The sequence below is a fragment of the Streptomyces sp. HUAS CB01 genome, from assembly GCF_030406905.1.
GTDB classification, from domain to species: Bacteria; Actinomycetota; Actinomycetes; order Streptomycetales; family Streptomycetaceae; genus Streptomyces; species Streptomyces chengbuensis.
This window is the reverse complement of the sequence record NZ_CP129137.1, coordinates 3,948,416-3,973,509: the sequence shown is the minus strand read 5'-3', so window position 1 is coordinate 3,973,509 and position 25,094 is coordinate 3,948,416. Positions and strand designations below refer to the sequence as shown.

Here is a 25,094-nt window from a genome sequence, read left to right as displayed (position 1 = left end):
TGCTATGCACGACACACGGTGGCGGACGATGGTTGTGCGGGGACGGCGGTCCCTAGCGACCGAGTCGGCCGCGCACCATGCCGACCAGGGTGTTGAGTTCCTGGATCCTCATCCTTCTCGCGGCGACGAAGAAGACCCCGAGCAGGATCGCACCACCCGCGACGAGTGCGACGAGCGACCCCAGCGCACCCTCGCCGAGAGCCTTCAGCACGAAGTAGGCCACGGCACCGCCCGCCGCGGCAGCAGGCAGCGAAGCCAGGCACAGCCGGGCGTAGGTGCGCACCACCTGGGTGCCGTCGAGGTCGCCGCCCAGCCTGTTCCGGAGCCGGCGCCACGCGACCCCTACACCGACCGCGTACGCGAGGCCGTAGGAGCCGGCCATCCCGACCACGGCCCATCGGGCCGGCAGGAGGAAGTAGCAGGCGGCGGAGGCGGCCGCATTCACCGCGGCGACGATGACGGTGTTGTAGAAGGGTGTGCGGGTGTCCTCGTAGGCGTAGAAACCGCGGAGGACGACGTACTGCACCGAGTAGGGGATCAGGCCGAGGCCGAACGCCATCAGGATGAAGCCCATGGACCGGGCCGCCTCGTTGCCCGCGGACGCGTACAGCAGCGTGCACATCGGGACACCCAGCGCCAGGAAGGAGAACGCGACCGGCACGATCGCGACGGCCGAGTTCCGCAGGCCCTGGGAGATGTCGTCCCGGACCGCGCCCGGGTCGTCGTCGTGGGCGGCCCGGGAGATCCTCGGCAGCAGAGCGGCCATCACCGACACGGTGATGATCGCCTGGGGCATGCCCCAGATCAGCTGGGCGTTCGAGTAGGCGAGGAAACCCGCTCCGTCCTTGCCGGAGGCCGCGCCGGCGGCCGTGGAGAGCTGGGTGACCACGAGCACGCCGGCCTGGTTGGCGAGGACGAAGAGCACGGTCCACTTGGCGAGCTTGATGGTCTTCCCGAGGCCCTGCCCCTTCCAGTCGAAGCGGGGGCGGAAACGAAAGCCCGTCTCGCGGAGATACGGGATCATCGCGAGCGCCTGGACGACCAGACCCAGCAGCGTGCCGATGGCCAGCAGCCGCACGCCCTCCGGCGGGATCGTCCGCACGCTCATCTGGGACTCGGCGAAGCTGCCGTAGACCCAGATGAAGAGTCCGAAGGTGAAGATGATGACGATGTTGTTGAGGACCGGCGTCCACATCATCGCGCCGAACCTGCCGCGGGCATTGAGGATCTGACCCATGACCACGTGCACGCCCATGAAGAAGATCGTGGGCAGACAGAAGCGGGCGAACGTCACGGCGACGCTGTTCGCAGGGGGTTCAGCCGCGATCGTCGGTGACAGGGCCTTGATCAGCAGTGGGGCCGCGAACACGGCGACGAGGACGATCACGCCGAGCGCGACCATGACGAGGGTCAGCAGCCGGTTGGCGTACGCCTCGCCGCCGTCCTCGTCGTTCTTCATGGCGCGGACCAGCTGCGGCACGAACACCGAGTTCAGTCCGCCACCCACCGTGAGGATGTAGATCATCGTCGGCAGGGTCAGGGCGATCGTGTAGGCGTCACCGAGCAGTGCGGCACCGAGCGCGGCGGTGATCACCAGGCTGCGGACGAATCCGGTGAGACGGGACACCAGGGTTCCGGCGGCCATGACGGCGCTGGACTTCAGCAGGCTCGAGGCGCGACCCCCGCCGCCCTTCTTGGGGGCGGGAGCAGGCGCCGGCTCCGGCTCCGGCTCGGCCGGTACTGCCGGACGGCCGGTGGCCTGCTGGTCCCGGTAGAGGTGGGCGAACGCGTCAGGCTCCGACGTGTCCTCGCCCGCCCTGGTCACCAGGTCGTCGACGCCGGTGAACTGCACGGTCCGGGCATCGTCCCCGTAGGGCAGATGACGCGACGGTCCGTCCGGCTCGGGCGGTGGCGTCTGGGCCCAGATCCGGGGATCCGGAGCATGCTGCTGGGCGGGAGGCTGCTGGTACAGCGACTGGGGCTGCTGAAAGCTGCCCGGCGGCGGCGGGGGATGCGCGGCGCGGTCGTAGAGGGCCTCCGACACGGGGTCCTGGGCCGTGAGGTCCCGGGACCGGTACGGATCGTGGTCGTAGGCATCCTGGATGTACGGGTCGTCGGCTGCCTCGCCGGCCTGCGGCGGCACCTGGCCCGTCGACGGCCGCTCCGCCTGCTGAGGGCCGTGCGAGGGGTACGGAGTGCCCGAGGAGGGCGCGGTGCCGTCCGCGCCCTGCCCGCGGTCACCGTCGTACGGCGCGTTCATGGTTACCCCACCTCATCGTCCGGCCCGCCGGCCACGACATCGCTCAACGGTCCACCTTCTCACCCGCACCCGACGGGTCGGTGCTTTCCGGTGCGGTGTCCGGTGTCGGGTCACTCGGCTGCTCCGGGGTGTCGGCGACCGCACTCTCGCGGGTCCCATCAGCCGCTTCGCCCGCGGTGGCAGCCTCCCGGGCCGCCGCCCGCTTGCGCTGGGTGTACATCCTGACGCCTGCGAGGACAAGCAGCAGCACTCCGCCGGCAATGACAAGCATCACGGTCGGAGTGATCTCGGAAGCCTTGACCGTGAAGGTCATCGGCCCGCCGTACAGCTTGCCGTCCTCGGTGTACAGCTGAGCCGTGACCTGAACCGGACCGTTGGCATTGGCGGCCGCGGCGAACTTCACCGACTGGCTGTGGCCACCGTTGATCTTGATGGGCTGCTCGGCGACGACGCTGCCGTCGTCGAGCTTGAGCCGGGTCGGATTGGAGGACTTCAGCCGGAGGACGAGGTGGTCGACCCCCTGGACCAGCTTGTTCTGCACCGTCACGGGAATGGTGGCGCTGCGTCCCGACAGGGTCAGGGCAGACTTCTGGATCAGCCGCACCTCGGTGGTGAGGTCCTCCAGATAGGTCTGCACGCCATTGCGGTACTGGGCCGCCACACCTGCCTTGCCGCGCCAGGACGTCGACATCTCGCGGTTGATCGCGTTGCCGAACGGCGTCACGACCCGGTCGGGGGACGTGAGGATGACCTTGAAGCTGTCCAGGGTCTCCTGCGTGCCCTTGATGTCCTGGAAGGTCTGAACGGGAAGCTCGCGGACCCTGAGGTTCTTGGGGTACTGGGAGACAGCCGGCACCCGGGTCGTGGCGTCCGGGTCGGGCTTGGCCTCCGCGGCCCCGATCAGGTCCAGTGGCTGGGTCCAGCGCTGGCCCGCCAGCCCCTGCAGTGCCTTGGCCATCGTCTGTGCCTGGCTTGCCGTCGGCATCCGCTGGGGTGCGACCACGATGCTCCGCTGGGCGTCAGGCGCCTGCTGGGTGAGCGCCAGCGACTGGGACAGGAACTGCTGGATCGCGAGCGTGGAGGTACCGGCCGTGCTCAGATCGCCGTAGAAGGCCTTGGAGAGCCGTGCGTCCGCGACCACGGCCGTCGTGCCGCCGCCGATGGGGCGGGCCGCGGATGGCGTGTACGAGACCGATCCGGTCTCCCTGAGGCTGTCGCTGCGGGCGATGATGTTGTGGGCGCCCGCCGAGGTGGCGACGTCGACGATCGACGGGTCGATGGCGCCTTCCACGGGCCAGGCGAAGTCGGTCGAAGGCTTCACGTGAAGGATGGTCTCCACCGTCGTCTCGGCCACCGCCGTCGCCGGCTGCAGATGGCTGAGCGACCCGGAGACGTCCTTGCCGCGGTGCGCGAGAGACGCCAGGTCCGGGTCCGCGAAGGGAAGAGCGACGACCTGGCGGTCCTGGACCGCCTTCTCGAGGGTGCTCAGCCACTGCTTGGCCACGGCCTGGTTCCGGCCCGGCACCGTGTCTCCCGTGGCGGTTCTGACCTCGTAGTTCCGGGTCATGGCGTCGACCGTCGCGAGCAGATCGGGATCGATGACCCAGGTGATCGGGAGCTGGCTGCCGAGCGAGACGAGCTGGTCCAGCCGGCCGCCGGGTGCGAGCTCCGAGGCGAGTGCCTCGTTCTCGAAGACCGGGGTCTGCTGCTCGTCCGAGCCGGTCTCCGCCGACAGGTGGGTGGTGGAGATCAGCGGCCAGAGGAAGGTGAGCTGGGTCCTCTTGCTCACGGCCTCCGGCTGCCAGGGGAGAAAGGTGCGCTCGATGCCGAGCACCCTGTCGTAGGAGCTGCCGGCCGTCTGCCCGGAGAGGGACACACCGAGCTGATAGACCCCTGCGTCGTCCAGCTTCAGCTTGCTGACCGGGACGGTCAGCGTGAAGTCCTCGCTGATCCCGGTGGCCAGGCGGTCGATCTTGACGCTGTAGGGGCCGCCGAGCGCCCCGGCGTCTGTGCCGGGGGTGTAGCCGGTGGCCTTCGCGGCCTCGTCGATGTCCGGACGGCCCGACAGACGGGGTCCGACGCGCAGGTCGACCTCTGCGTCCGTGATGGCCTTCTTGCCCTTGTTGGTGACGGTGCCCGAGATGGTGAGAGTGTCGTCCTTCACAGGGACGCTGGGAGAGAGGCTGTTCAGCGCCACATCGACGGTGTCGGCGTCGCTCGCCTTCTCCGCGGCATGGGCGACCGGCGTCGCCGGCAGGTACAGCAGACCGGCGAGCAACGGGGTTCCCGCAAGGAGGGCAGCTGCGCGTCGCAACCACCGGCGGGCAGGAGAGATAGCCATCCCCTGGGATTTTGCCGCCTCGGCCACGCGTTCGTCCGTCCCTCGTCGTCTCTTGCCGTTGGTGGGTGTCGCTAGGTGCGTCCCCGCATGGTAACGAGGCGCGCTGTGACGAAGTGCTCGGGACTGCTCCACATGATCGGAAGGGCGGTGCCGGCAGGCGGAAACAGGGAAGCCACGGGCCGTAGGTGCACGTACCCTTTTCTGTTGTGCCGAACGCCAACGATGACAATCTCACCGAACTGAGCCAGGTGCAGCGCCGCGCCGTGAGCGAGCTGCTGCGCGTGTCCCCGGTCGCCGATGATCTCGCCCGTCGATTCCAGGATGCCGGATTCCGTCTGGCACTGGTCGGTGGCTCCGTACGGGACGCCTTGCTCGGCCGGCTCGGCAATGATCTCGACTTCACCACCGATGCCCGCCCCGAGGACGTCCTGAAGATCGTCCGCCCCTGGGCGGATGCCGTGTGGGAAGTGGGGATCGCCTTCGGCACGGTCGGCTGCCAGAAGGACGGCCGGGTCGGGGACGGGCTGCAGCGCTTCCAGATCGAGGTCACGACCTACCGTTCCGAGGCCTACGACCGGACCTCGCGGAAGCCGGAGGTCTCCTACGGCGACTCCATCGAGGAAGACCTGATCCGTCGCGACTTCACGGTGAACGCGATGGCCGTCGCACTTCCCGAGAAGGAGTTCATCGACCCTCACGGAGGGTTGCAGGACCTTGCGTCCCGTGTGCTGCGGACCCCTGGGACCCCGGAGGAGTCGTTCTCCGACGATCCGCTGCGCATGTTGCGTGCGGCACGCTTCGCCGCTCAGCTCGACTTCGAGGTCGCCCCGGAGGTCGTCACGGCGATGAAGGAGATGGCCGACCGTATCGACATCGTCTCGGCCGAGCGGGTCCGTGATGAGTTCAACAAGCTGATCCTCGCTCCGAACCCGCGCAAGGGCCTCGCGCTCCTCGTGGACACGGGGCTGGCCGACCGCTTCCTCCCGGAACTGCCGGCGCTGCGGTTGGAGAGTGACGAGCACCACCGCCACAAGGATGTCTACGACCACTCGCTGATCGTGCTGGAGCAGGCGATCGCTCTGGAGGAGAACGGGCCGGACCTCGTCCTGAGGCTCGCCGCGCTTCTCCATGACATCGGCAAGCCCAGGACCCGGCGCTTCGAGTCGGACGGCCGTGTCTCCTTCCACCACCACGAGGTGGTGGGGGCCAAGATGACGAAGAAGCGCCTTACGGCGCTCAAGTACTCCAATGACATGGTCAAGGACATCGCTCGTCTCGTGGAGCTGCATCTGCGCTTCCATGGCTACGGCACCGGAGAGTGGACCGACTCGGCCGTGCGTCGCTATGTGCGGGATGCCGGCCCGTTGCTCCAGCGCTTGCACAAGCTGACCCGCTCGGACTGCACCACACGCAACAAGAGGAAGGCGGCCGCTCTCTCCCGCACGTACGACGGGCTTGAGGAGCGGATTGCTCAGCTCCAGGAGCAGGAGGAGCTGGACGCGATCCGGCCGGACCTGGACGGCAACCAGATCATGGAGATCCTGGGGGTCGGCCCTGGACCCGTCATCGGCAAGGCGTATGCGTTCCTGCTCGAGCTGCGACTCGAGAACGGGCCGATGGAACATGCTGACGCGGTGACGGCACTCAAGGAGTGGTGGGCGACGCAGGGCTGACCGTGGAACGAGGGTCATGTTTCACGTGAAACATGACCGCGTGACGGGGATCGATGGGCGATGTTTCACGTGAAACATCGCCCATCCCCTTTCAGGGGCCGGCCCCGCCGCGGCGCCAGTGCAGAAGCATCGCGGCAGTCAGCCCGTAGAGCGCGGCCAGCAGGACGACCAGGGGGGCGGAGCGGCCGTCCGGAGGCAGCATCAGGGCCGTCACCCCGGCGGCGCCGACGAAGGCGACGTTGAAGAGCATGTCGTAGAGGGAGAAGATCCGGCCTCGGTACTCGTCGTCGACGGAGGTCTGCACTACCGTGTCTGTCGCGATCTTGGCCCCTTGGGTGACCGTCCCGAGGGCGAATGCGGCGGTGAGGATCGGTGCAGGCGCGAACGTCAGGCCCAGGGCCGGTTCCAGAAGCGCGCCCGCGCCTGAGAGGGCCGCCATCCACCCGTACTGGCCGAGCCGGCCGACCGCCCACGGTGTGATGACGGCGGCGGCGAAGAATCCGGCTCCGGAGAGGGCCACGGCCAGGCCGAGAAGCTTCAGGCCCTCCGACTCCGTCTCGGACCAGGTGTACCGGCACAGTATGAGGACCATCACGGTCAAGGCGCCGTAGCAGAAACGCAGCAGGGTCATCGCGGCGAGAGCGTGGGCGGCGGTGCGGCGCTCCCCCAGATGGCGCAGCCCGCTGACGAGGCCACGGGCGGTCGAGGCCAGGGCCGCGAACAGACGCGGCTGGACCAACTCCGGGTCGGGGCCGAGTAGTTCCCGCCCCATGCGAAGCGACGCCATCGCCGCACAGAGATAGAGCGTTGCGCCGAGGAGTACGACGACCACGTCCGAGTCGGAGGCGGCGATGCGTACGGCGAACGCCAGGCCGCCGCCGACGGTGGCCGCGAGCGTGCCCGCCGTCGGTGAGAGGGAGTTGGCCATGACGAGGCGCTCCTCGTCGACGACCCGCGGAAGGGCCGCGGAGAGACCGGCCAGCACGAAGCGGTTGACCGCCGTGACGCAGAGCGCGGAGGCGTAGAAGAGCCATTCGGGTACCGGTGCCAGCATCAGCATGGCCGTGCAGCAGGCGAGGACGGCCCGTAGGAGATTCCCGTGGAGGAATACCTGCCGGCGAGGCCATCGGTCCAGAAGGACACCGGCGAACGGACCGACGAGGGAGTAGGGCAGGAGCAGCACCGCCATCGCAGCAGCGATCGCTCCCGGAGAGGTCTCCTTCTCCGGCGAGAAGACGACGTACGTGGCGAGTGCGACCTGGAACACCCCGTCGGCCGACTGCGACAGCAGCCGTACGGCAAGGAGACGGCGGAAGTTCGTCAGGCGCAGGAGTACGCGCAGATCACGTACGACAGGCATGTGGGCAAGCGTCACATACGCAGAGAGTCCCCGGGCAGATGCCACGGGGACTCTCGACGGAGCAGAAGGACGCGGAGTGCGCGGCCCTGTGTCGAGTTAGCGCTCGACCTCGCCCTTGATGAACTTCTCGACGTTCTCGCGGGCCTCGTCGTCGAAGTACTGGACCGGCGGGGACTTCATGAAGTAGGAGGACGCCGAGAGGATCGGGCCGCCGATGCCGCGGTCCTTGGCGATCTTCGCGGCACGCAGCGCGTCGATGATGACACCGGCCGAGTTCGGGGAGTCCCAGACCTCGAGCTTGTACTCCAGGTTCAGCGGGACGTCACCGAAGGCGCGACCCTCCAGGCGGACGTAGGCCCACTTGCGGTCGTCCAGCCAGGCCACGTAGTCGGACGGGCCGATGTGGACGTTCTTCTCCCCGAGCTCACGGTCGGGGATCTGCGAGGTGACGGCCTGCGTCTTGGAGATCTTCTTGGACTCCAGGCGCTCGCGCTCGAGCATGTTCTTGAAGTCCATGTTGCCGCCGACGTTCAGCTGCATCGTGCGGTCCAGGATGACGCCCCGGTCCTCGAAGAGCTTCGCCATCACACGGTGCGTGATGGTGGCGCCCACCTGCGACTTGATGTCGTCACCGACGATCGGCACGCCGGCGGCGGTGAACTTGTCCGCCCACTCCTTGGTGCCCGCGATGAACACCGGGAGGGCGTTGACGAAGCCGACCTTGGCGTCGATGGCGCACTGGGCGTAGAACTTGGCGGCGTCCTCGGAGCCCACGGGCAGGTAGCAGACGAGGACGTCGACCTGCTTGTCCTTGAGGACCTGGACGATGTCGACCGGGGCCTCGGCGGACTCCTCGATGGTCTCGCGGTAGTACTTGCCGAGACCGTCGAGAGTGTGACCGCGCTGGACGGTCACGCCGGTGGACGGGACGTCGCAGATCTTGATGGTGTTGTTCTCACTGGCACCGATGGCGTCCGCGAGGTCGAGGCCGACCTTCTTCGCGTCGACATCGAAGGCGGCGACGAACTCGACGTCACGGACGTGGTAGTCGCCGAACTGGACGTGCATCAGACCCGGCACCTTGGTGCCCGCGTCTGCGTCCTTGTAGTACTCGACGCCCTGCACCAGCGAGGCGGCGCAGTTGCCCACGCCGACGATGGCTACGCGAACCGAACCCATTCCGGCTGCTCCCTGTGTGTTCTCGTGCGAGACCCTGCTTCGACGCGGGATCTCAGTTGGTGGTGTCTTCGGACGGATCCGGCGGGGTGGTGTGCCGCGAGGCGGCACCACCGGGGGACGCTTCGTCCCCGCGCCGGGGCAGGCCGCCCGACTCTCCAGATGTGTGGTCCTGCCGAGCGGCTTCCCCGGAGGCCGTGGACCGTCGCTGGTCCCGCCCCGCCCGCTCGCTCTCGATGAGTTCGTTCAGCCAGCGCACCTCGCGCTCGACGGATTCCATGCCGTGCCGTTGAAGCTCCAGCGTGTAGTCGTCGAGGCGCTCGCGTGTGCGGGCGAGGGAGGCGCGCATCTTCTCCAGACGCTCCTCCAGCCGACTGCGCCGGCCTTCCAGCACCCGCATCCGCACGTCGCGCTCCGTCTGGCCGAAGAAGGCGAACCGGGCTGCGAAGTGCTCGTCCTCCCAGGTATCGGGGCCGGTGTGGGACAGGAGCTCCTCGAAGTGCTCCTTACCTTCCGCCGTCAACCGGTAGACGATCTTGGCTCGGCGCCCCGCGAGCGAGGCGGCGAGGGCGTCCTCGGGAGCGCTGCCCGGCTCCTCGATCAACCAGCCGTTGGCGACCAGCGTCTTGAGGCAGGGGTAGAGGGTCCCGTAACTGAAGGCCCGGAAGATCCCCAGCGACGTGTTGAGCCGCTTGCGCAGCTCGTACCCGTGCATGGGGGCCTCGCGGAGCAGGCCGAGAACGGCGAATTCGAGGATGCCGGAACGTCGGCTCATCGATCGCCTCCTCTGCCTTCGCGGATGTCTATGCCGTGCTGATGTATCGACTCGATACATCCAGACGATAGAGCGACGCTGCTGCTGCGACAAGGGTGACCCTTGTGACCGGCGTCACATCCCCAATTCACCGCAAGCAACTTGTCTGATTTGGAGTGAATTGTCGACCTGGGGGGCTTTTGCTCGTGCGTAGTCTGTGCGCCATGCAGACCACCGGGAACCGTGTGACACCAGGAGGCGTCCTCGTCCTGGATGCATTGCGGATGAGCCCTCCGCCGGGCTGGTCCGTATTGATGTCGGGGGGACCGGATCTCAACTGCCGCTTCCAGGCGTTCGCGCCTGCTCGAGGAGTAGTCGTTCGATGAGCGAGCACCGTCGCAAACCGCCGCAGCCCGAGGGCGGCGGACGTGCCGCGGCCCGGCGCGCCGCCCAACAGTCTCCGACTGGCCGCCGCGCAGCCCGAGGCGCAAGCACCAGCTCTCCCTCCGCGTCGCACGGAGACGAGCAACCGTACGGAGGCCGGGCTGCCGCCCGGCGGGCCGCCCAGCGTGGCGGGGGTGGCCGCAGAAGGGCCTCGGAGGCCGGCGGCGCCGGGATCGGCGGCCACGGAGGCGGCCGCCGCGGCGGCGGCGGTCCGGGAGGACCTGGGCGCGGCCGGGGAGGTGGGCCCGGAAAGAAGCGGCTGATCGACTATCCGCGTCACGACAAGTACGGCTGGCGCCGCTGGGTGCCGTCGTGGAAGCTCGTGGCCGGGCTCTGTCTCGCGTTCCTCGGCAGCCTGATGACCGCCGGCACCATCGCGTACGCGGTGGTGGGGATCCCGGAGCAGGACAAGGCCGCCGGTGCGCAGAACAACGTCTATTACTACGCCGACGGGTCGCAGCTGGCCGCGACCGGTGGTGAGGTCAACCGCCAGATCATCTCGATCGACAACATCCCCTCCCACATGCAGAACGCGGTGATCTCGGCCGAGAACAAGACGTTCGAGACCGACAAGGGCATCGACCCGATGGGTATCGCCCGTGCCGTGGTCAACATGGCGAAGGGCGGCCAGACCCAGGGCGGCTCCACCATCACGCAGCAGTACGTGAAGAACGCCATGCTCGGCGACCAGTCCCAGACCTTGAGCCGCAAGGTCAAGGAACTCTTCATCTCCATGAAGGTCGGCACCGAGGTCGACAAGCCCAAGATCATGGAGGGCTACCTCAACACGTCGTACTACGGTCGGGGCGCCTACGGGATCCAGGCCGCCGCCCGCACCTACTACGGCGTGAACGCCAAGGAACTCACCGCGAGCCAGTGCGCCTTCCTGGCCTCGCTCCTCAAGGGCGCGACGTACTACGACCCGGCCGGGGCCACGGAGATCGACGCCAAGGCCACGCCGAAGGCCAACACCGAGCGTGCCACCAAGCGCTGGACGTGGATCCTCGGCGAGATGCGCAAGGACGGTTACCTGACCGCCGCGGAGCACGCGGAGGCCGTCAAGGAGTTCCCGAAGCCCGACAAGCCGAAGAAGAACGCGCAGCTCGGCGGTCAGACCGGCTATCTGGTCGACCTCGCCAAGGCCTACTTCATCAACAACAACGACCAGGGCATCACCGCCGAGGACCTCGCCAAGGGCGGCTACGAGATCCACACGACCTTCGACAAGAAGAAGGTCGAGAAGCTGACCAAGGCCGTCGAGAACGTCCGCAAGAAGAACATCGACGCGAAGAAGCGCCCGGAGACGGACACCCACGTCCAGTTCGGCGGTGCCTCCGTGAACCCCAAGACCGGGGCGATCGTCGCCATCTACGGCGGTGAGGACGCGACGAAGCACTTCACCAACAACGCGGACAAGACCGGTGCGCAGGTCGGCTCGACCTTCAAGCCGTTCGTGCTCGCCGCCGCGATGCGGGACGGCGTGCGCGACCCGAACTCCGGACCCGTCCAGGGCCCGGAGGAGCGCCGGATCCTCGACCCGGACAAGAGCCGGTACAACGGCGTCAACAAGCTCAAGATCAAGAAGTACGACGGCACCGTCTGGCGGAACGAGAAGGGCGAGGAGTGGCTGCAGCGCAACGACGGTGACGAGTCCTACAAGGACATCAGCCTCCGCGAAGCGATGATCCACTCCGCGAACTCGCCCTTCGTACAGCTGGGCATGGACGTCGGCATCGACAAGGTGCGCGAGGCGGCGATGGACGCCGGTCTGCGAGAGGACTCGCTCGTCGAGTCCGACGTCCCGTCCTTCTCCATCGGCATCTCCGACCCCAGCGCGATCCGCATGGCCGGCGCTTACGCCACCTTCGCCGCCAACGGCGAGCAGCGCGAGCCGTACTCGGTGAAGCAGGTGGAGCACCGCGGCAAGGTGATCTTCAAGCACGAGGACAAGTCGGAGCGGAAGTTCTCCTCGGCCGTCGCCAGCAATGTCACCGACGTGCTGAGGGACGTCGTCGAGGACCCCGAGGGCACGGGCCGCAACGCCCGCCTCCCGGGCCGTGACGTCGCCGGCAAGACCGGTACCACCGACGGCAACAAGTCGGCGTGGTTCGTCGGCTACACGCCCCAGCTGGCGACCGCCATCGACATGTACAGGATGGACGACAACGCGGAGAACAAGAACCGCAAGTTCCTGGAGATGTTCGGAACGGGCGGTCAGCAGAAGATCCACGGTTCGTCGTTCCCGTCCGAGATCTGGCACGACTACATGGAGGACGCGCTCAAGGGCGCCGAAGTCGAGCGTTTCCCCGAGCCCGAGGCCCTCGACGGCGACGCCGTCTACGGCGGCGGTCTCACCAGCCCCGAGCCGACGCCGACCGAGACCCCTTCGGAGACTCCGTCCGAGACTCCGTCCGAGACGCCCTCGGAGACCCCGTCCGAGACTCCGAAGCCCTCGGAGTCCTGCGACCGGTTCGACTGGACGTGTGACCCGACAGCCGGTCAGGACGGTGATCCGAGCAACGGGGGGACCGACACGGGCACCACGGACGGTGGTGCCACGGATGGCGGTGTGACCACCAGCCCCTCACCGCCGACAGGCGGCAACGGCAACGGCTCACAAGGAAACGGGAGCGGCGGCGGCTGGCTGGGAGGACCGGAAGGCTGACGATCCGCCCCTGAACGCGCCGAGAGGGCCGTGGCACCCGGAGGACGACTCCGGGCCACGGCCCTCGCCGTTGTCCACAGGTCGTTGTCCACAGGCCGCACGCGGGCGCGGCCCGGTACGGCAGGATGTGCTCCATGCCGAGCCCGGAGAAGACGATGCCGCAGCACGACGAGCCGCAGGTCAGTCCCACGCAGAGGGACGAGATCGCGGCTGCCGGCAGTGAGCTCATCGGGGGCCCCCTCGGCCGCTGGGCACGGGTCGGCGGCAGCCGGCTCACGCCTGTGAGGGTCGTCGCCCTGGTGGCGATCGGGATGTTCGCACTCGGCATGGTGCAGAAGATCCCCTGCTACGACTGGGCGTGGTTCCGGGGCACCAGCTCGCAGTACACGCACGCCTGCTACTCCGACATCCCGCATCTGTTCCTCGGGCGGGGCTTCGCCGACGGTCTGGTGCCGTACTTCGACCGGCTGGACGGCGACATGGAGTACCTCGAGTACCCCGTGCTGACGGGACTGTTCATGCAGGTCGCCGCGTGGCTCACCCCGTCAGGCGGATCCGTCCAGCACCGCGAGCAGATCTACTGGATGGTCAATGCGGGCATGCTGATGATCTGCGCCGCGATCATCGCCGTGTGCGTCGCGCGGACCCAGCGCCGCAGGCCGTGGGACGGCCTGCTGGTGGCCCTGGCACCGGCGTTCGCCCTGACCGCCACCATCAACTGGGACCTGCTGGCGGTCGCTCTCACCGCGGCGGCGATGCTCATGTGGTCACGCGGGCGTGCGCTGGCCTTCGGCCTCCTGATCGGGCTCGCCACGGCGGCCAAGCTGTACCCGGTGCTCCTCCTGGGGCCCCTGCTGGTGCTGTGCTGGCGGGCCGGCAGGTACCGGGAGTACGGGACGGCGTTCCTCGGTGCGGCGGGGGCCTGGCTGGTGGTGAACCTGCCCGTGATGCTCCTGGCGCCCGAGGGGTGGAAGAAGTTCTACACGTTCAGCCAGGAGCGGCAGGTCGACTTCGGTTCCTTCTGGCTGGTCATCACGCAGCGCACGGGCGAGTCGATCGAGGTCGACACGGTCAACACCTATGCGACGTTGCTGATGCTGCTGGCCTGCGCCGGTATCGCCGGGCTGGCCCTCACCGCCCCCCGGAGACCGCGGTTCGCGCAGCTCGCCTTCCTGGTCGTGGCGGCGTTCGTCCTGACCAACAAGGTCTACTCGCCGCAGTACGTGCTGTGGCTGATCCCCCTGGCGGTGCTGGCCCGGCCGCGCTGGCGGGACTTCCTGATCTGGCAGGCCTGCGAGGTCATGTACTTCCTGGGCATCTGGATGTACCTCGCGTACACGACGAGCGGGGACAAGCACCAGGGCCTTCCGCCGGAGGGCTACCAGCTGGCGATCGCCCTGCACCTGCTGGGCACGCTCTACCTGTGCGCCGTGGTCGTACGGGACGCCCTCATGCCCGAGCGGGACGTGGTGCGGCAGGACGGGTCGGACGACCCGTCCGGCGGCGTTCTCGACAGGGCCCCGGACGTCTTCGTGCTCGGCCAGGCAGCCCATCCGCCGCGGCATGCGGCGCACGCCGTGGAGGGACCGCGGGTGGAGTGGGGCACGACCGGCCCGGCGACCCGCTGAGCGGGCCGCGGCGCCCGTCCCGGGGGCCTCGGGTCATCGGAGTGGCCCCCGGGGGCCGGACCGCGGCTAGCGGTCGACCAGACGGTCGAACTGGGTGGTCGTGTGGCGCAGGTGGGCGACCAGTTCGTCCCCGACCTTCGGCTCCGTCGAATCGGCGGGGACGAAGAGGATCGAGACCTGCATGTGCGGGGGCTCGGCGAACCACCGCTGCTTGCCCGCCCAGACGAACGGCGACAGGTTGCGGTTGACGGTCGCCAGACCGGCGCGGGCGACGCCCTTGGCGCGCGGCATGACGCCGTGCAGCGCCTTGGGGGCCTCCAGGCCCACACCGTGCGAGGTGCCGCCGGCGACGACCACCAGCCAGCCGTCCGAGGCGGCCTTCTGCTGGCGGTATCCGAAGCGGTCGCCCTTGACGACGGGGGTCACGTCGAGGACGGCACCCCGGTACTCGGTGGCCTCGTGGTCGCCGAGCCACAGCCGGGTGCCGATCCGCGCACGGAAGCGGGTCTGCGGGAACTGCTGCTGCAGCCGCGCGAGTTCGTCGGCCCGCAGATGGCTCACGAACATGGTGTGCAGGGGCAGCCGCGCGGTCCGCAGCCGGTCCATCCAGCCGATGACCTCTTCCACCGCGTCGGAGCCGTCCGTGCGGTCCAGGGGCAGATGGAGGGCGAAGCCCTCCAGCCGCACGTCCTCGATCGCGGAGTGCAGTTGGTTCAGGTCGTGCTCCGAGACGCCGTGCCGCTTCATCGAGCTCATGCACTCGATGACGACCCGCGCGCCGACCAGGGCGTGCACGCCGTCGACGGACGAGACCGAGCGGATGACGCGGTCGGGCAGCGGCACCGGTTCCTCACCGCGGCGGAAGGGCGTGAGCACGAGGAGGTCGCCCCCGAACCAGTCCTTGATCCGAGCCGCCTCGTAAGTGGTGCCCACGGCGAGCATGTCCGCGCCGAAACGGGTCACCTCCTCGGCGAGACGCTCGTGACCGAACCCGTAGCCGTTGCCCTTGCAGACCGGCACGAGCCCCGGGAACTGGTCGATCACGGACTTCTGGTGCGCCCGCCAGCGCGCGGTGTCGACGTAGAGGGAGAGCGCCATGGCCGGGTCCGGAACCTTTCTGGTGGCAGCGGTGTATCAGAGGTGTGAGCGAGGTTGCGGCAGGATCAGCGGCGCGACATGTACATGTCGAGCGCCTTGTGCAGAAGCTTGTTGAGCGGGAAGTCCCATTCGCCGACGTACTCGACGGCCTCGCCGCCGGTGCCGACCTTGAACTGGATCAGCCCGAAGAGGTGGTCGGACTCGTCGAGCGAGTCGCTGATGCCGCGCAGGTCGTAGACGGTGGCACCCATGGCGTAGGCGTCGCGCAGCATCCGCCACTGCATCGCGTTCGAGGGCCGGACCTCGCGGCCGATGTTGTCGGAGGCGCCGTAGGAGTACCAGACGTGGCCGCCGACGACGAGCATCGTCGCCGCCGAGAGGTTCACCCCGTTGTGCCGGGCGAAGTACAGCCGCATGCGGTTGGGGTCCTCGGAGTTCAGGACCGTCCACATACGCTGGAAGTACGAGAGCGGGCGGGGCCGGAAGCGGTCGCGCTCGGCCGTGATCTCGTACAGCCGCTGCCACTCGGCCAGGTCCTCGTAACCGCCCTGGACGACCTCGACACCGGCCTTCTCGGCCTTCTTGATGTTCCGGCGCCACAGCTGGTTGAAGCCCTTGAGCACGTCGTCGAGCGACCGGTTGGCCAGCGGGACCTGGTAGACGTACCGCGGCTGCACGTCGCCGAAGCCGGCGCCGCCGTCCTCCCCCTGCTGCCAGCCCATCTTGCGGAGCCGGTCCGCGACCTCGAAGGCGCGGGGCTCGATGTGGCTCGCCTCCACGTCCCGCAGGCGCTTCACGTCCGGGTCCTGGATGCCCGCCTTGATCGCCGGAGCGTCCCAGCGGCGGATCACGACCGGCGGACCCATCTTCACGGAGAAGGCGCCCTGGTTCTTGAGGTGCGCCAGCATCGGCTGGAGCCAGTCGTCCAGGTTGGGGGCGTACCAGTTGATCACCGGGCCCTCGGGGAGATAGGCCAGGTAGCGCTTGATCTTGGGGAGCTGGCGGTACAGCACGAGGCCGACGCCGACGAGCTCCCCGCTCTTGTCGAACCAGCCGAGGTTCTCGGAGCGCCACTCGGTCTTGACGTCCGCCCATGCCGGGACCTGGCAGTGACTCGCCGAAGGCAGGCTCTGGATGTACGCCAGATGCTGCTCTCGGCTGATGGTCCTCAGGGTCAGGCTCATGCGGGGCGCTCCTCGGCTGGTGTGTCCCCATGGGTCAGGGGCTCCGGCTCTCGCGCCGAAGCCTACTGGGCCCGGGAAGCGCCCCGCGTGTGCGCGTGGGGAGGGCTAGTAGCCGATCAGGCCGCCGAAGAGGCCACCGTGTGCCATTCCGAGGAAGAAGCCGACGGCCGAGGCCCCCAGCCCGATGACCAGAAGGAAGCGTTCCCGGGTGGTGGCCGAGATGAACTGGCCGTACGCGCCCGTGAGGATCCCGATGAGCCCGGACCAGGAGCTGAGCAGGTGGAGGCTGTGGAACTGCGCCGTCACGAAGGCCACCACACCCAGGACCAGGGTCACGGCCATCAGCGTGTCCTGGAGTGGATGGGGCTTGCCGTCCGTGGCGAGGAGAGAGCCGGTGGGATTCGGTTGCGATTGCGCCATGAAGCACCTCCTGGCATTCCCGGAGGGCGGCGCACTGTGACGCCGCCCACACCCGATGCGTACAGGGTGCGGTGGGCGGACGCCGGATTTCAACCGGAAGCGGGTGGACGGGTACTGTGTAGCGTCTGCACCGGTGTCTGCCCAGGCCGGCTCTCGATACCTCGCCCTCCCGGATCGACGGCGAGGCCGATTGTCAGAGTCGCCTGATTTACTGCGTAGGCATCGATGCTCAACGCATCACGACCCTCCTGCCACGGAACGACCGTGGCCGCTGAGTCCAAAGGAGGTGGGTTCCACATGCGTCACTACGAGGTGATGGTCATCCTCGACCCCGATCTCGAGGAGCGTGCTGTCTCCCCGCTGATCGAGAACTTCCTCTCCGTCGTCCGTGAGGGCAACGGAAAGGTGGAGAAGGTCGACACCTGGGGCCGTCGTCGTCTCGCTTACGAGATCAAGAAGAAGCCCGAGGGCATCTACTCGGTCATCGACCTGCAGGCCGAGCCTGCGGTCGTCAAGGAGCTCGACCGCCAGATGAACCTGAACGAGTCGGTCCTCCGGACCAAGGTCCTCCGTCCCGAGACCCACTGAGCACCTAGCTCAGAGGTCATCGGGTTCGAGTAGCAGCAAGCAGCCAGAAGCAATCCCGCCGAGAGGTTCACCCATGGCAGGCGAGACCGTCATCACGGTCGTCGGCAATCTCGTCGACGACCCCGAGCTGCGCTTCACCCCGTCCGGTGCGGCGGTCGCGAAGTTCCGTGTCGCGTCCACCCCCCGCACCTTCGACCGTCAGACCAACGAGTGGAAGGACGGCGAGAGCCTCTTCCTCACCTGCTCGGTCTGGCGTCAGGCGGCGGAGAACGTCGCCGAGTCGCTCCAGCGAGGCATGCGCGTCGTCGTGCAGGGCCGGCTGAAGCAGCGGTCCTACGAGGACCGTGAGGGAGTCAAGCGCACGGTCTACGAGCTGGACGTCGAGGAAGTCGGCCCCAGCCTCAAGAACGCCACGGCCAAGGTCACCAAGACCACCGGTCGCGGTGGCCAGGGCGGCTACGGCGGTGGCCAGCAGCAGGGCGGCAGCTGGGGCGGCGGTCCCGGCGGCGGCCAGCAGCAGGGCGGCGGCGGTGCTCCCGCCGACGACCCCTGGGCCAGCAGCGCGCCGGCCGGCGGTCAGCAGCAGCAGGGCGGCGGCGGTGGCGGCTGGGGCGGCGGCTCCGGCGGCGGCTACTCGGACGAGCCTCCTTTCTAGGGGCCGGCCCCTCAGGGGAGCGGTTCCCGGGAGAGCTCGTACTCCCACTTCTTGATCACACAGGAGATACACCATGGCGAAGCCGCCTGTGCGCAAGCCGAAGAAGAAGGTCTGCGCTTTCTGCAAGGACAAGGTCACGTACGTGGACTACAAGGACACGAACATGCTGCGGAAGTTCATTTCCGACCGCGGCAAGATCCGTGCCCGCCGCGTGACCGGCAACTGCACGCAGCACCAGCGTGACGTCGCCACGGCCGTCAAGAACAGCCGTGAGATGGCGCTGCTGCCCTACACGTCCACCGCGCGCTAAGGGAAGGGTGACCGAAACATGAAGATCATCCTCACCCACGAGGTGTCCGGTCTCGGCGCTGCCGGCGACGTCGTCGACGTCAAGGACGGCTACGCTCGCAACTACCTGGTCCCGCGCGGTTTCGCGATCCGCTGGACCAAGGGTGGCGAGAAGGACGTCGCGCAGATCCGCCGCGCCCGCAAGATCCACGAGATCGCGACCATCGAGCAGGCCAACGAGATCAAGGCCCGCCTCGAGGGCGTGAAGGTGCGTCTGGCCGTTCGCTCCGGCGACGCCGGCCGTCTGTTCGGCTCCGTCACCCCGGCTGACATCGCTTCGGCGATCAAGTCCGCCGGTGGCCCGGAGGTCGACAAGCGCCGTGTCGAGCTCGGTGCGCCGATCAAGACCCTGGGCTCGCACCAGGTGTCCGTGCGTCTGCACCCCGAGGTTGCCGCGAAGCTCGGCGTCGAGGTCGTCGCCGCCTGAGCGACTGCCCGCAGAGCAGCATGAGAGGGCCGCACCCGCCAGGGTGCGGCCCTCTTGCCGTTCCGAGGGCGCCGTTACGGTGCCGAGGGCGGCTCCGTCGTCGAGCGCATCGGAAGACGGCCCTGGAGGCGTTTCACGTGAAACTCCGCTCGTCAGCGCGTGGCCCCTGTCACGATCCAGCGGCCGGAGCGGGCCCGCAGCCACAGGGTCGCCATCCGGACCGTCATCATCAGGCCCATGGCCCCCCAAAGGGCGGTGAGCCCGCCGCCGAGGGCCGGCACCAGGAGGGCGACCGGCGCGAACACCGCGAGCGTGATGAGCATGGCTCCGGCCAGATAGGGGCCGTCACCGGCGCCCATCAGCACACCGTCGAGGACGAACACCACACCTGCGATGGGCTGGGAGATGGCCACCACGAGCAGGGCCGGCAGCAGGGTGTCCTTGACCGTGGGGTCGCTGGTGAAGAGGGGGATGAAGAGCGGACGCGCCACCACGATCAGAAGTCCGATCACCACGCCCGAGGCGATTCCCCACTCCACCATGCGTCGGCATGCCGCACGTGCCCCTACGGGGTCGTCGGCGCCCAGATAGCGGCCGATGATGGCCTGCCCGGCGATCGCGATCGCGTCCAGGGCGAAGGCCGTGAGGCTCCAGAGGGCGAGGATGATCTGGTGCGCGGCGATGCTCGTGTCACTCATACGGGCCGCAACGGCGGTGGCGATCAGCAGGACGGCTCGCAGCGAGAGCGTACGGATCAGCAGCGGTACACCCGCCTGGGCGCTCGCCCGTATCCCCCCGGCGTCCGGCCGCAGGGAGGCGCCGTGGCGATGTGCGCCCCGGATGACGACCACGAGATAGGCGGCAGCCATTCCGCACTGGGCGATGACCGTGCCCCAGGCGGAGCCGGCGATGCCGAGGCCGGCGCCGTAGACGAGACCGAGGTTGAGGGCCGCATTCGCGGCGAAGCCGCCGATCGCCACGTAGAGGGGGGTACGGGTGTCCTGGAGACCGCGCAGCACCCCGGTGGCGGCCATGACCACGAGCATGGCGGGGATGCCGAAGCTCGAGATGCGCAGATAGGTAATCGCGTACGGAGCCGCCGTGTCGGAGGCACCGAAGACGTCGACCAGCCAGGGTGCCGAGGGCAGTGTGACGGCGACGACCGCTATGCCGAGCAGGAGGGCCAGCCAGATGCCGTCCATGCCCTGGCGGATCGCAGCGCTCAGATCGCCCGCGCCCACGCGGCGCGCGACTGCGGCAGTGGTGGCATAGGCGAGGAAGACGAAGACGCTGACCGCGGTCATCAGAAGCGCAGCCGCGATGCCCAGCCCTGCGAGTTGCGGGGTGCCGAGGTGGCCCACGATCGCACTGTCGACCATCACGAACAGGGGCTCCGCGACGAGCGCTCCGAAGGCGGGGACGGCGAGCGCGATGATCTCGCGATCATGTCGGCGGCGGCTGGATCTCGACGTCGCGGGAGCCTGTGTCATGCGCACCAATCTAATCTTCCACAGGTAAGCGATGCAATGAGTTTGTGATCCTTACCGAATCATGGGGCGGGGCTTCTGCTGTGCGCCGTTTGTTCTGATCTTGATCCGGCTGGGGAAGTTTTTCTCCCCCACAGCCGGTGGACGGAAAACGTGCAGGTCAGGCCCCATGCGAAATGGGACGTATGACTTTGTCCACAGTGCTGTCCCCCGCTCCGTGCACAGGTTCCGCGGGGTTCTCCACAGCATCCGCTCCGTCGTCCACACGGCCTGTGGATAACCAGATTGGCTGACGGTGCCGACGGCCCTACCGTGGACCGGCGCCCGATGTGCCGCGAAGCGGAATCGGGCCTGCCGTGTTGTCAGTGCCGTGTCCTAAAAAGAGTGCCACGCAGAGGTCCGCGGAGCGGACGGGAGGAGGTGGCCGGTGAGCGTTCCCGAGCCCCTTGACGAGCCCTGGACCGACATCGGTCCGGGTGACCGTCTCCCCGTCTCCCGCCCCCGCCGAGGTGAGGGCCGCGGACGTGGCGGCCGGGACGAGCAGCACGAGCGCGGCAGGGAGAGCGTCGCCTGGGACGACGGATCCCCGGGCTTCGAGCGGGTCCCCCCGCAGGACCTCGACGCCGAGCAGTCCGTCCTCGGCGGCATGCTGCTGTCCAAGGACGCCATCGCCGACGTCGTCGAGATCATCAAGGGCCATGACTTCTACCGGCCGGCGCACGAGACCGTCTACCAGGCGATTCTCGATCTCTACGCCAAAGGCGAGCCCGCCGACCCCATCACCGTAGCCGCCGAGCTGACCAAGCGCGGTGAGATCACCCGGGTCGGTGGCGCCTCCTATCTGCACACGCTCGTCCAGTCGGTCCCGACGGCGGCGAACGCCTCGTACTACGCGGAGATCGTGCACGAGCGTGCCGTGCTGCGACGCCTGGTCGAAGCGGGCACGCGCATCACGCAGATGGGATACGCGGCAGACGGCGACGTAGACGAGATCGTCAACTCGGCGCAGGCGGAGATCTACGCGGTCACCGAGCAACGCACCAGCGAGGACTATCTGCCGCTCGGCGACATCATGGAGGGCGCGCTCGACGAGATCGAGGCGATCGGCTCCCGAAGTGGCGAGATGACCGGGGTCCCGACCGGGTTCACCGACTTCGACTCGCTCACCAACGGCCTGCATCCCGGCCAGATGATCGTCATCGCCGCTCGTCCCGCGATGGGCAAGTCGACGCTCGCGCTGGACTTCGCACGGGCCGCGTCGATCAAGAACAATCTGCCGAGCGTGATCTTCTCCCTCGAGATGGGGCGCAATGAGATCGCCATGCGTCTGCTGTCCGCCGAGGCGCGCGTCGCCCTCCACCACATGCGCTCCGGCACGATGACGGACGAGGACTGGACCCGGCTCGCCCGCCGGATGCCCGATGTCTCCCAGGCGCCCCTCTACATCGACGACTCCCCGAACCTGTCGATGATGGAGATCCGTGCGAAGTGCCGGCGCCTCAAGCAGCGCAACGACCTGAAGCTCGTCGTCATCGACTATCTGCAGCTGATGCAGTCCGGTGGCTCCAAGCGGGCCGAGAGCCGTCAGCAAGAGGTCTCGGACATGTCGCGAAACCTCAAGCTGCTGGCCAAGGAGCTGGAGCTCCCGGTGATCGCCCTCTCGCAGCTGAACCGTGGTCCCGAGCAGCGTACGGACAAGAAGCCGATGGTCTCGGACCTGCGTGAGTCCGGCTCCATCGAGCAGGACGCGGACATGGTCATCCTGCTGCACCGTGAGGACGCCTACGAGAAGGAGTCGCCGCGTGCGGGCGAGGCGGACCTGATCGTCGCCAAGCACCGAAACGGTCCGACCGCGACCATCACGGTCGCGTTCCAGGGCCACTACTCGCGCTTCGTCGACATGGCACAGACCTGACGGCGATGCCCTCGAGGGCTCGGGTGAACCGGCACGTGCCACTACGGTGGGCCAATGGCGTCGATCAAGCAGTTCCAAGTCACCTTCGACTGCGCAGAACCGGAGCGCGTCGCTCGCTTCTGGTGCGAGGTGTTGGGGTACGTCGTACCGCCGCCTCCGGAGGGGTTCGCCACCTGGGACGATTTCAATCGCTCGCTGCCGCCTGAGCATCAGGATTCGGCGTTCGCGTGCATTGATCCCTCAGGCGTGGGCCCGCGACTGTTCTTCCAGCGCGTTCCCGAGAGCAAGGTCGTCAAGAACCGGGTTCATCTGGACGTGCGTGTCGGCACGGGACTCGTGGGTGAGGAGCGCCTGGCCGCACTCGAGGCCGAATGCGCACGCCTGCTCGAACTCGGTGCGGTACGCGTGCGCCTCCTGCTCGCCGATGGTGTCAACGAGTCGTGCATCGTGATGCAGGACATCGAGGGCAACGAGTTCTGTCTCGACTGACTCAGGAGCGGGGTGCGGTCGACCCCGACCGGGCGGTCGGATAGATCTGGTGCATGACCTCACCTTTCGCATCGCTGCTGCCGAGCACGGAGCGCGCCCTGCTGCACCGTGTCGCCGTCGCCCAGTCCGAAGGGCGGACGCCCTCGCTCGTCGGGGCGGTCGCCCGGGACGGGCGCCCCGCCTGGAGCGGGGCCCGCAGCTGCACCGAGGGACATGAGCCGGACGCGGACACCCAGTACCGCATCGGGTCCCTCACCAAGACGTTCACCGCCGTGCTCGTGCTGAGACTGCGGGACGAAGGGCTGCTGGATCTGAACGATCCGCTGGACAAGTACCTTCCGGGAACCGCCGTGGGCGGGGCGACCATCGCCCAACTCCTGTCGCACAGCGCGGGACTTGCGGCCGAGAGCCCCGCCCCGTGGTGGGAGCGCACGCCCGGCTCGCTTCGCCCGGAGCTGGCCGATGTGCTCGGAGAGCAGCCCCTGCTGCATCCGTCCGGTCGTCGGCATCACTACTCCAACACCGGCTACACACTGCTGGGTTCGCTGATCGAGGCGGTGCGCGGGAAGCCGTGGAAGGAGGTGCTGCGGTGTGAACTCCTGGAGCCGCTGGGGATGCACCGTACGACCTGCGACCCCCAGGACCCTCACGCGCGTGGTTGGGCGGTGCATCCGTGGGCGGATGTGGTGATGCCCGAACCGGTCGAGGATCTGGGACTGATGGCTCCGGCCGGGCAGCTCTGGTCGACCGCCGCGGACCTCTGCCGGTTCGCCGGATTTCTCACCGAGGGCGATGAACGGGTGCTGAGCGCGGACTCCGTGCGCGAGATGCGGACGCCGTCGGCCCCTGCGGAGCCCGGGGACTGGGACGGCACCTATGGGCTCGGTCTTCAGATCGTCCGGAGGAACGGGCGCACGCTCTTCGGCCACACCGGATCGCTGCCCGGATTCGTCGCCTGCCTGTGGGTGGACGCGGAGGAGGGCGTGGCCGCGACCGTGCTCGCCAACGCGACGTCAGGGCCCACGCCGGCCGCCGCGGCGGCGGATCTCGTCCGCATCGTGGTGGAGGCGGAGCCCCGCTTCCCGGAGCCCTGGCGTCCGATGCCGGAGGTGGACGAGGCGCTGCTGGAACTGACGGGCGCCTGGTACTGGGGGACTTCCGCCTTCGGCCTGAAGCTCGTCGAGGACCGGGGCATCGAGCTGTACCCGCTGTCGGGCCAGGGCCGGGGCTCGCGTTTCCGCGCCCGAACCGACGGGACATGGACCGGATTGGACGGGTACTTCGCGGGTGAAACGCTGCGCGCGGTGCGCCGGCCGGAGGGGCGGCTGATCCATCTCGATCTGGGCTCCTTCGTCTTCACCCGGGAGCCCTACGATCCGGCTGCCGAGGTGCCCGGCGGTGTGGACGAAGAGGGCTGGCGCGGCCTGCCCCTGTGACGGTCGGCTTCCGCACACCGTGGCCGGGCGTGTTCCGTCGTCTCGCGCAGCTGGGGCCGTTTCACGTGAAACGCCGTTCCCCCTCAGGGGCGGGCCGGTACCCAGGGGCGCGGGGCTGCGCGGAGTGAGCTGCCCGACCGGCCGCTGCGACACAGCCGGGGAGGTCTCGCCCGGGCGGGACCGAGGCCTCCCGCTACGGATCGTGCCGTCGGACTGGGGGGAGGCCCGGTCGGGGGGTCTGTGCGAGAGCAGGGGGCCGCCGGGGGCGTCAGAGCACCCGCTTGAAGCCCACGTGCGAGGCCTCGAAGCCCAGACGCTCGTAGAAGCGGTGGGCGTCGGTACGGGAGGCGTCGGACGTCAGCTGAACCAGGTGGCAGTCGTGCCGGCGCGACTCCTCGACCGCCCACTCGATGAGCTGCGTGCCGAGCCCGCTGCCCCGCTCGTCGGCGTGGATCCGCACCGCTTCGATGATCGAGCGGGTGGCGCCTCGGCGGGAGAGCCCGGGAATGATCGTGAGCTGCAGGGTGCCGACGGTACGTCCGTCTCGTTCGGCGACCACGAGATGCTGGTTCGGGTCGTCCGCGAGGCGTGCGAAAGCGGCCAGGTAGGGGGCCGGGTCGTCGAGTGATTCACGTTGCGCGCCCAGCGGGTCGTCGGCGAGCATCGCCACGATCGCGGGGATGTCGGACGGGGAAGCGGGCCGTATCTGCAGTTCGCTCATGATCCGCACCCTATGCGCCTGCGAG

20 protein-coding genes are annotated in these 25,094 nt (G+C 68.5%); 10 read left to right on the top strand and 10 right to left on the bottom strand.

Annotated elements, in window-relative coordinates:
• Positions 1 to 52: 52 nt before the first annotated feature.
• Together murJ and QRN89_RS17605 are read right to left on the bottom strand one after the other, a co-directional pair.
• Positions 53 to 2,260: a murein biosynthesis integral membrane protein MurJ gene (gene murJ / locus QRN89_RS17610; protein ID WP_290350383.1), complete on the bottom strand. Its 2,208-nt coding sequence runs from the start codon at positions 2,258 to 2,260 to the stop codon at positions 53 to 55.
• A 43-nt stretch (positions 2,261 to 2,303) separates the two neighbouring features.
• The gene (locus QRN89_RS17605) at positions 2,304 to 4,628 is read right to left on the bottom strand and encodes a DUF6049 family protein (RefSeq protein WP_290350382.1); all 2,325 of its coding nucleotides are present in this window, start codon (positions 4,626 to 4,628) and stop codon (positions 2,304 to 2,306) included.
• 179 nt (positions 4,629 to 4,807) lie between these two features.
• On the opposite strand from QRN89_RS17605, the gene QRN89_RS17600 reads away from it, so the two are divergent.
• Positions 4,808 to 6,274 (top strand): CCA tRNA nucleotidyltransferase, encoded by a 1,467-nt coding sequence (locus tag QRN89_RS17600; protein ID WP_290350381.1) that lies wholly within the window; start codon positions 4,808 to 4,810, stop codon positions 6,272 to 6,274.
• A gap of 91 nt (positions 6,275 to 6,365) precedes the next feature.
• Here QRN89_RS17600 and QRN89_RS17595 read toward each other — a convergent pair whose 3' ends face one another.
• The 3 genes from QRN89_RS17595 to QRN89_RS17585 all read right to left on the bottom strand — a co-directional run bounded on the left by QRN89_RS17595 (position 6,366) and on the right by QRN89_RS17585 (position 9,585).
• Positions 6,366 to 7,634 (bottom strand): MFS transporter, encoded by a 1,269-nt coding sequence (locus QRN89_RS17595; protein WP_290350380.1) that lies wholly within the window; start codon positions 7,632 to 7,634, stop codon positions 6,366 to 6,368.
• A gap of 96 nt (positions 7,635 to 7,730) precedes the next feature.
• The gene (locus QRN89_RS17590; protein WP_290350379.1) at positions 7,731 to 8,813 is read right to left on the bottom strand and encodes an inositol-3-phosphate synthase; all 1,083 of its coding nucleotides are present in this window, start codon (positions 8,811 to 8,813) and stop codon (positions 7,731 to 7,733) included.
• Positions 8,814 to 8,865: 52 nt separating this feature from the next.
• On the bottom strand, positions 8,866 to 9,585 hold the full coding sequence (locus QRN89_RS17585; RefSeq protein ID WP_290350378.1) for a PadR family transcriptional regulator: 720 nt from the start codon (positions 9,583 to 9,585) through the stop codon (positions 8,866 to 8,868).
• 361 nt (positions 9,586 to 9,946) lie between these two features.
• On the opposite strand from QRN89_RS17585, the gene QRN89_RS17580 reads away from it, so the two are divergent.
• Entirely contained in the window at positions 9,947 to 12,673 is a 2,727-nt protein-coding gene (locus tag QRN89_RS17580; RefSeq protein WP_290350377.1) for a transglycosylase domain-containing protein, read from the top strand.
• A gap of 134 nt (positions 12,674 to 12,807) precedes the next feature.
• The gene (locus QRN89_RS17575) at positions 12,808 to 14,301 is read left to right on the top strand and encodes a glycosyltransferase family 87 protein (RefSeq protein WP_290350376.1); all 1,494 of its coding nucleotides are present in this window, start codon (positions 12,808 to 12,810) and stop codon (positions 14,299 to 14,301) included.
• A 66-nt stretch (positions 14,302 to 14,367) separates the two neighbouring features.
• Here QRN89_RS17575 and QRN89_RS17570 read toward each other — a convergent pair whose 3' ends face one another.
• The 3 genes from QRN89_RS17570 to QRN89_RS17560 all read right to left on the bottom strand — a co-directional run bounded on the left by QRN89_RS17570 (position 14,368) and on the right by QRN89_RS17560 (position 17,003).
• Positions 14,368 to 15,399, bottom strand: a complete 1,032-nt coding sequence (locus QRN89_RS17570) for an alanine racemase (RefSeq protein ID WP_290350375.1) — start codon at positions 15,397 to 15,399, stop codon at positions 14,368 to 14,370.
• A 65-nt stretch (positions 15,400 to 15,464) separates the two neighbouring features.
• Complete coding sequence (locus QRN89_RS17565) at positions 15,465 to 16,583, bottom strand: lipid II:glycine glycyltransferase FemX (protein ID WP_290350374.1); 1,119 nt, start codon at positions 16,581 to 16,583, stop codon at positions 15,465 to 15,467.
• Between the two features lie 105 nt (positions 16,584 to 16,688).
• Positions 16,689 to 17,003 (bottom strand): hypothetical protein, encoded by a 315-nt coding sequence (locus tag QRN89_RS17560; protein WP_290350373.1) that lies wholly within the window; start codon positions 17,001 to 17,003, stop codon positions 16,689 to 16,691.
• Positions 17,004 to 17,300: 297 nt separating this feature from the next.
• Between QRN89_RS17560 and rpsF the strand changes: the two genes are divergently transcribed.
• The 4 genes from rpsF to rplI all read left to right on the top strand — a co-directional run bounded on the left by rpsF (position 17,301) and on the right by rplI (position 19,021).
• On the top strand, positions 17,301 to 17,591 hold the full coding sequence (rpsF, locus tag QRN89_RS17555) for a 30S ribosomal protein S6 (RefSeq protein ID WP_004950685.1): 291 nt from the start codon (positions 17,301 to 17,303) through the stop codon (positions 17,589 to 17,591).
• Positions 17,592 to 17,664: 73 nt separating this feature from the next.
• Positions 17,665 to 18,246 (top strand): single-stranded DNA-binding protein, encoded by a 582-nt coding sequence (locus QRN89_RS17550; RefSeq protein WP_290350372.1) that lies wholly within the window; start codon positions 17,665 to 17,667, stop codon positions 18,244 to 18,246.
• 73 nt (positions 18,247 to 18,319) lie between these two features.
• Positions 18,320 to 18,556: a 30S ribosomal protein S18 gene (rpsR, locus tag QRN89_RS17545; RefSeq protein WP_003949403.1), complete on the top strand. Its 237-nt coding sequence runs from the start codon at positions 18,320 to 18,322 to the stop codon at positions 18,554 to 18,556.
• 18 nt (positions 18,557 to 18,574) lie between these two features.
• Positions 18,575 to 19,021, top strand: a complete 447-nt coding sequence (rplI, locus tag QRN89_RS17540; RefSeq protein WP_290350371.1) for a 50S ribosomal protein L9 — start codon at positions 18,575 to 18,577, stop codon at positions 19,019 to 19,021.
• 152 nt (positions 19,022 to 19,173) lie between these two features.
• Here the strand turns inward: rplI and QRN89_RS17535 are convergent, their stop codons facing one another.
• On the bottom strand, positions 19,174 to 20,511 hold the full coding sequence (locus QRN89_RS17535) for an MATE family efflux transporter (protein ID WP_290350370.1): 1,338 nt from the start codon (positions 20,509 to 20,511) through the stop codon (positions 19,174 to 19,176).
• A 424-nt stretch (positions 20,512 to 20,935) separates the two neighbouring features.
• Here QRN89_RS17535 and dnaB point away from each other — a divergent pair, with 424 nt between their 5' ends.
• From dnaB to QRN89_RS17520, 3 genes are read left to right on the top strand one after another with little or no spacing between them, the layout of a single operon-like run.
• Positions 20,936 to 22,423, top strand: a complete 1,488-nt coding sequence (gene dnaB, locus QRN89_RS17530) for a replicative DNA helicase (RefSeq protein ID WP_290350369.1) — start codon at positions 20,936 to 20,938, stop codon at positions 22,421 to 22,423.
• 54 nt (positions 22,424 to 22,477) lie between these two features.
• Positions 22,478 to 22,912, top strand: coding sequence for a VOC family protein (locus tag QRN89_RS17525; RefSeq protein WP_290350368.1), 435 nt, complete (start codon positions 22,478 to 22,480; stop codon positions 22,910 to 22,912).
• Positions 22,913 to 22,965: 53 nt separating this feature from the next.
• Positions 22,966 to 24,348, top strand: coding sequence for a serine hydrolase domain-containing protein (locus QRN89_RS17520; protein WP_290350367.1), 1,383 nt, complete (start codon positions 22,966 to 22,968; stop codon positions 24,346 to 24,348).
• Positions 24,349 to 24,616: 268 nt separating this feature from the next.
• On the opposite strand, the gene QRN89_RS17515 is transcribed toward QRN89_RS17520, so the two are convergent.
• A complete protein-coding gene (locus QRN89_RS17515; protein WP_290350366.1) occupies positions 24,617 to 25,069 on the bottom strand; it encodes a GNAT family N-acetyltransferase in 453 nt (150 codons plus the stop codon).
• Between the last annotated feature and the right edge of the window lie 25 nt (positions 25,070 to 25,094).

Coding starts and splice junctions, on each gene's coding strand:
- murJ (WP_290350383.1), bottom strand. CDS start 2,260: ATGAACGCGCCGTACGACGGTGACCGCGGGCAGGGCGCGGACGGCACC.
- QRN89_RS17595 (WP_290350380.1), bottom strand. CDS start 7,634: ATGCCTGTCGTACGTGATCTGCGCGTACTCCTGCGCCTGACGAACTTC.
- QRN89_RS17590 (WP_290350379.1), bottom strand. CDS start 8,813: ATGGGTTCGGTTCGCGTAGCCATCGTCGGCGTGGGCAACTGCGCCGCC.
- QRN89_RS17585 (WP_290350378.1), bottom strand. CDS start 9,585: ATGAGCCGACGTTCCGGCATCCTCGAATTCGCCGTTCTCGGCCTGCTC.
- QRN89_RS17580 (WP_290350377.1), top strand. CDS start 9,947: ATGAGCGAGCACCGTCGCAAACCGCCGCAGCCCGAGGGCGGCGGACGT.
- QRN89_RS17575 (WP_290350376.1), top strand. CDS start 12,808: ATGCCGAGCCCGGAGAAGACGATGCCGCAGCACGACGAGCCGCAGGTC.
- QRN89_RS17570 (WP_290350375.1), bottom strand. CDS start 15,399: ATGGCGCTCTCCCTCTACGTCGACACCGCGCGCTGGCGGGCGCACCAG.
- QRN89_RS17565 (WP_290350374.1), bottom strand. CDS start 16,583: ATGAGCCTGACCCTGAGGACCATCAGCCGAGAGCAGCATCTGGCGTAC.
- QRN89_RS17560 (WP_290350373.1), bottom strand. CDS start 17,003: ATGGCGCAATCGCAACCGAATCCCACCGGCTCTCTCCTCGCCACGGAC.
- rpsF (WP_004950685.1), top strand. CDS start 17,301: ATGCGTCACTACGAGGTGATGGTCATCCTCGACCCCGATCTCGAGGAG.
- QRN89_RS17550 (WP_290350372.1), top strand. CDS start 17,665: ATGGCAGGCGAGACCGTCATCACGGTCGTCGGCAATCTCGTCGACGAC.
- rpsR (WP_003949403.1), top strand. CDS start 18,320: ATGGCGAAGCCGCCTGTGCGCAAGCCGAAGAAGAAGGTCTGCGCTTTC.
- rplI (WP_290350371.1), top strand. CDS start 18,575: ATGAAGATCATCCTCACCCACGAGGTGTCCGGTCTCGGCGCTGCCGGC.
- QRN89_RS17535 (WP_290350370.1), bottom strand. CDS start 20,511: ATGACACAGGCTCCCGCGACGTCGAGATCCAGCCGCCGCCGACATGAT.
- QRN89_RS17525 (WP_290350368.1), top strand. CDS start 22,478: ATGGCGTCGATCAAGCAGTTCCAAGTCACCTTCGACTGCGCAGAACCG.
- QRN89_RS17520 (WP_290350367.1), top strand. CDS start 22,966: ATGACCTCACCTTTCGCATCGCTGCTGCCGAGCACGGAGCGCGCCCTG.
- QRN89_RS17515 (WP_290350366.1), bottom strand. CDS start 25,069: ATGAGCGAACTGCAGATACGGCCCGCTTCCCCGTCCGACATCCCCGCG.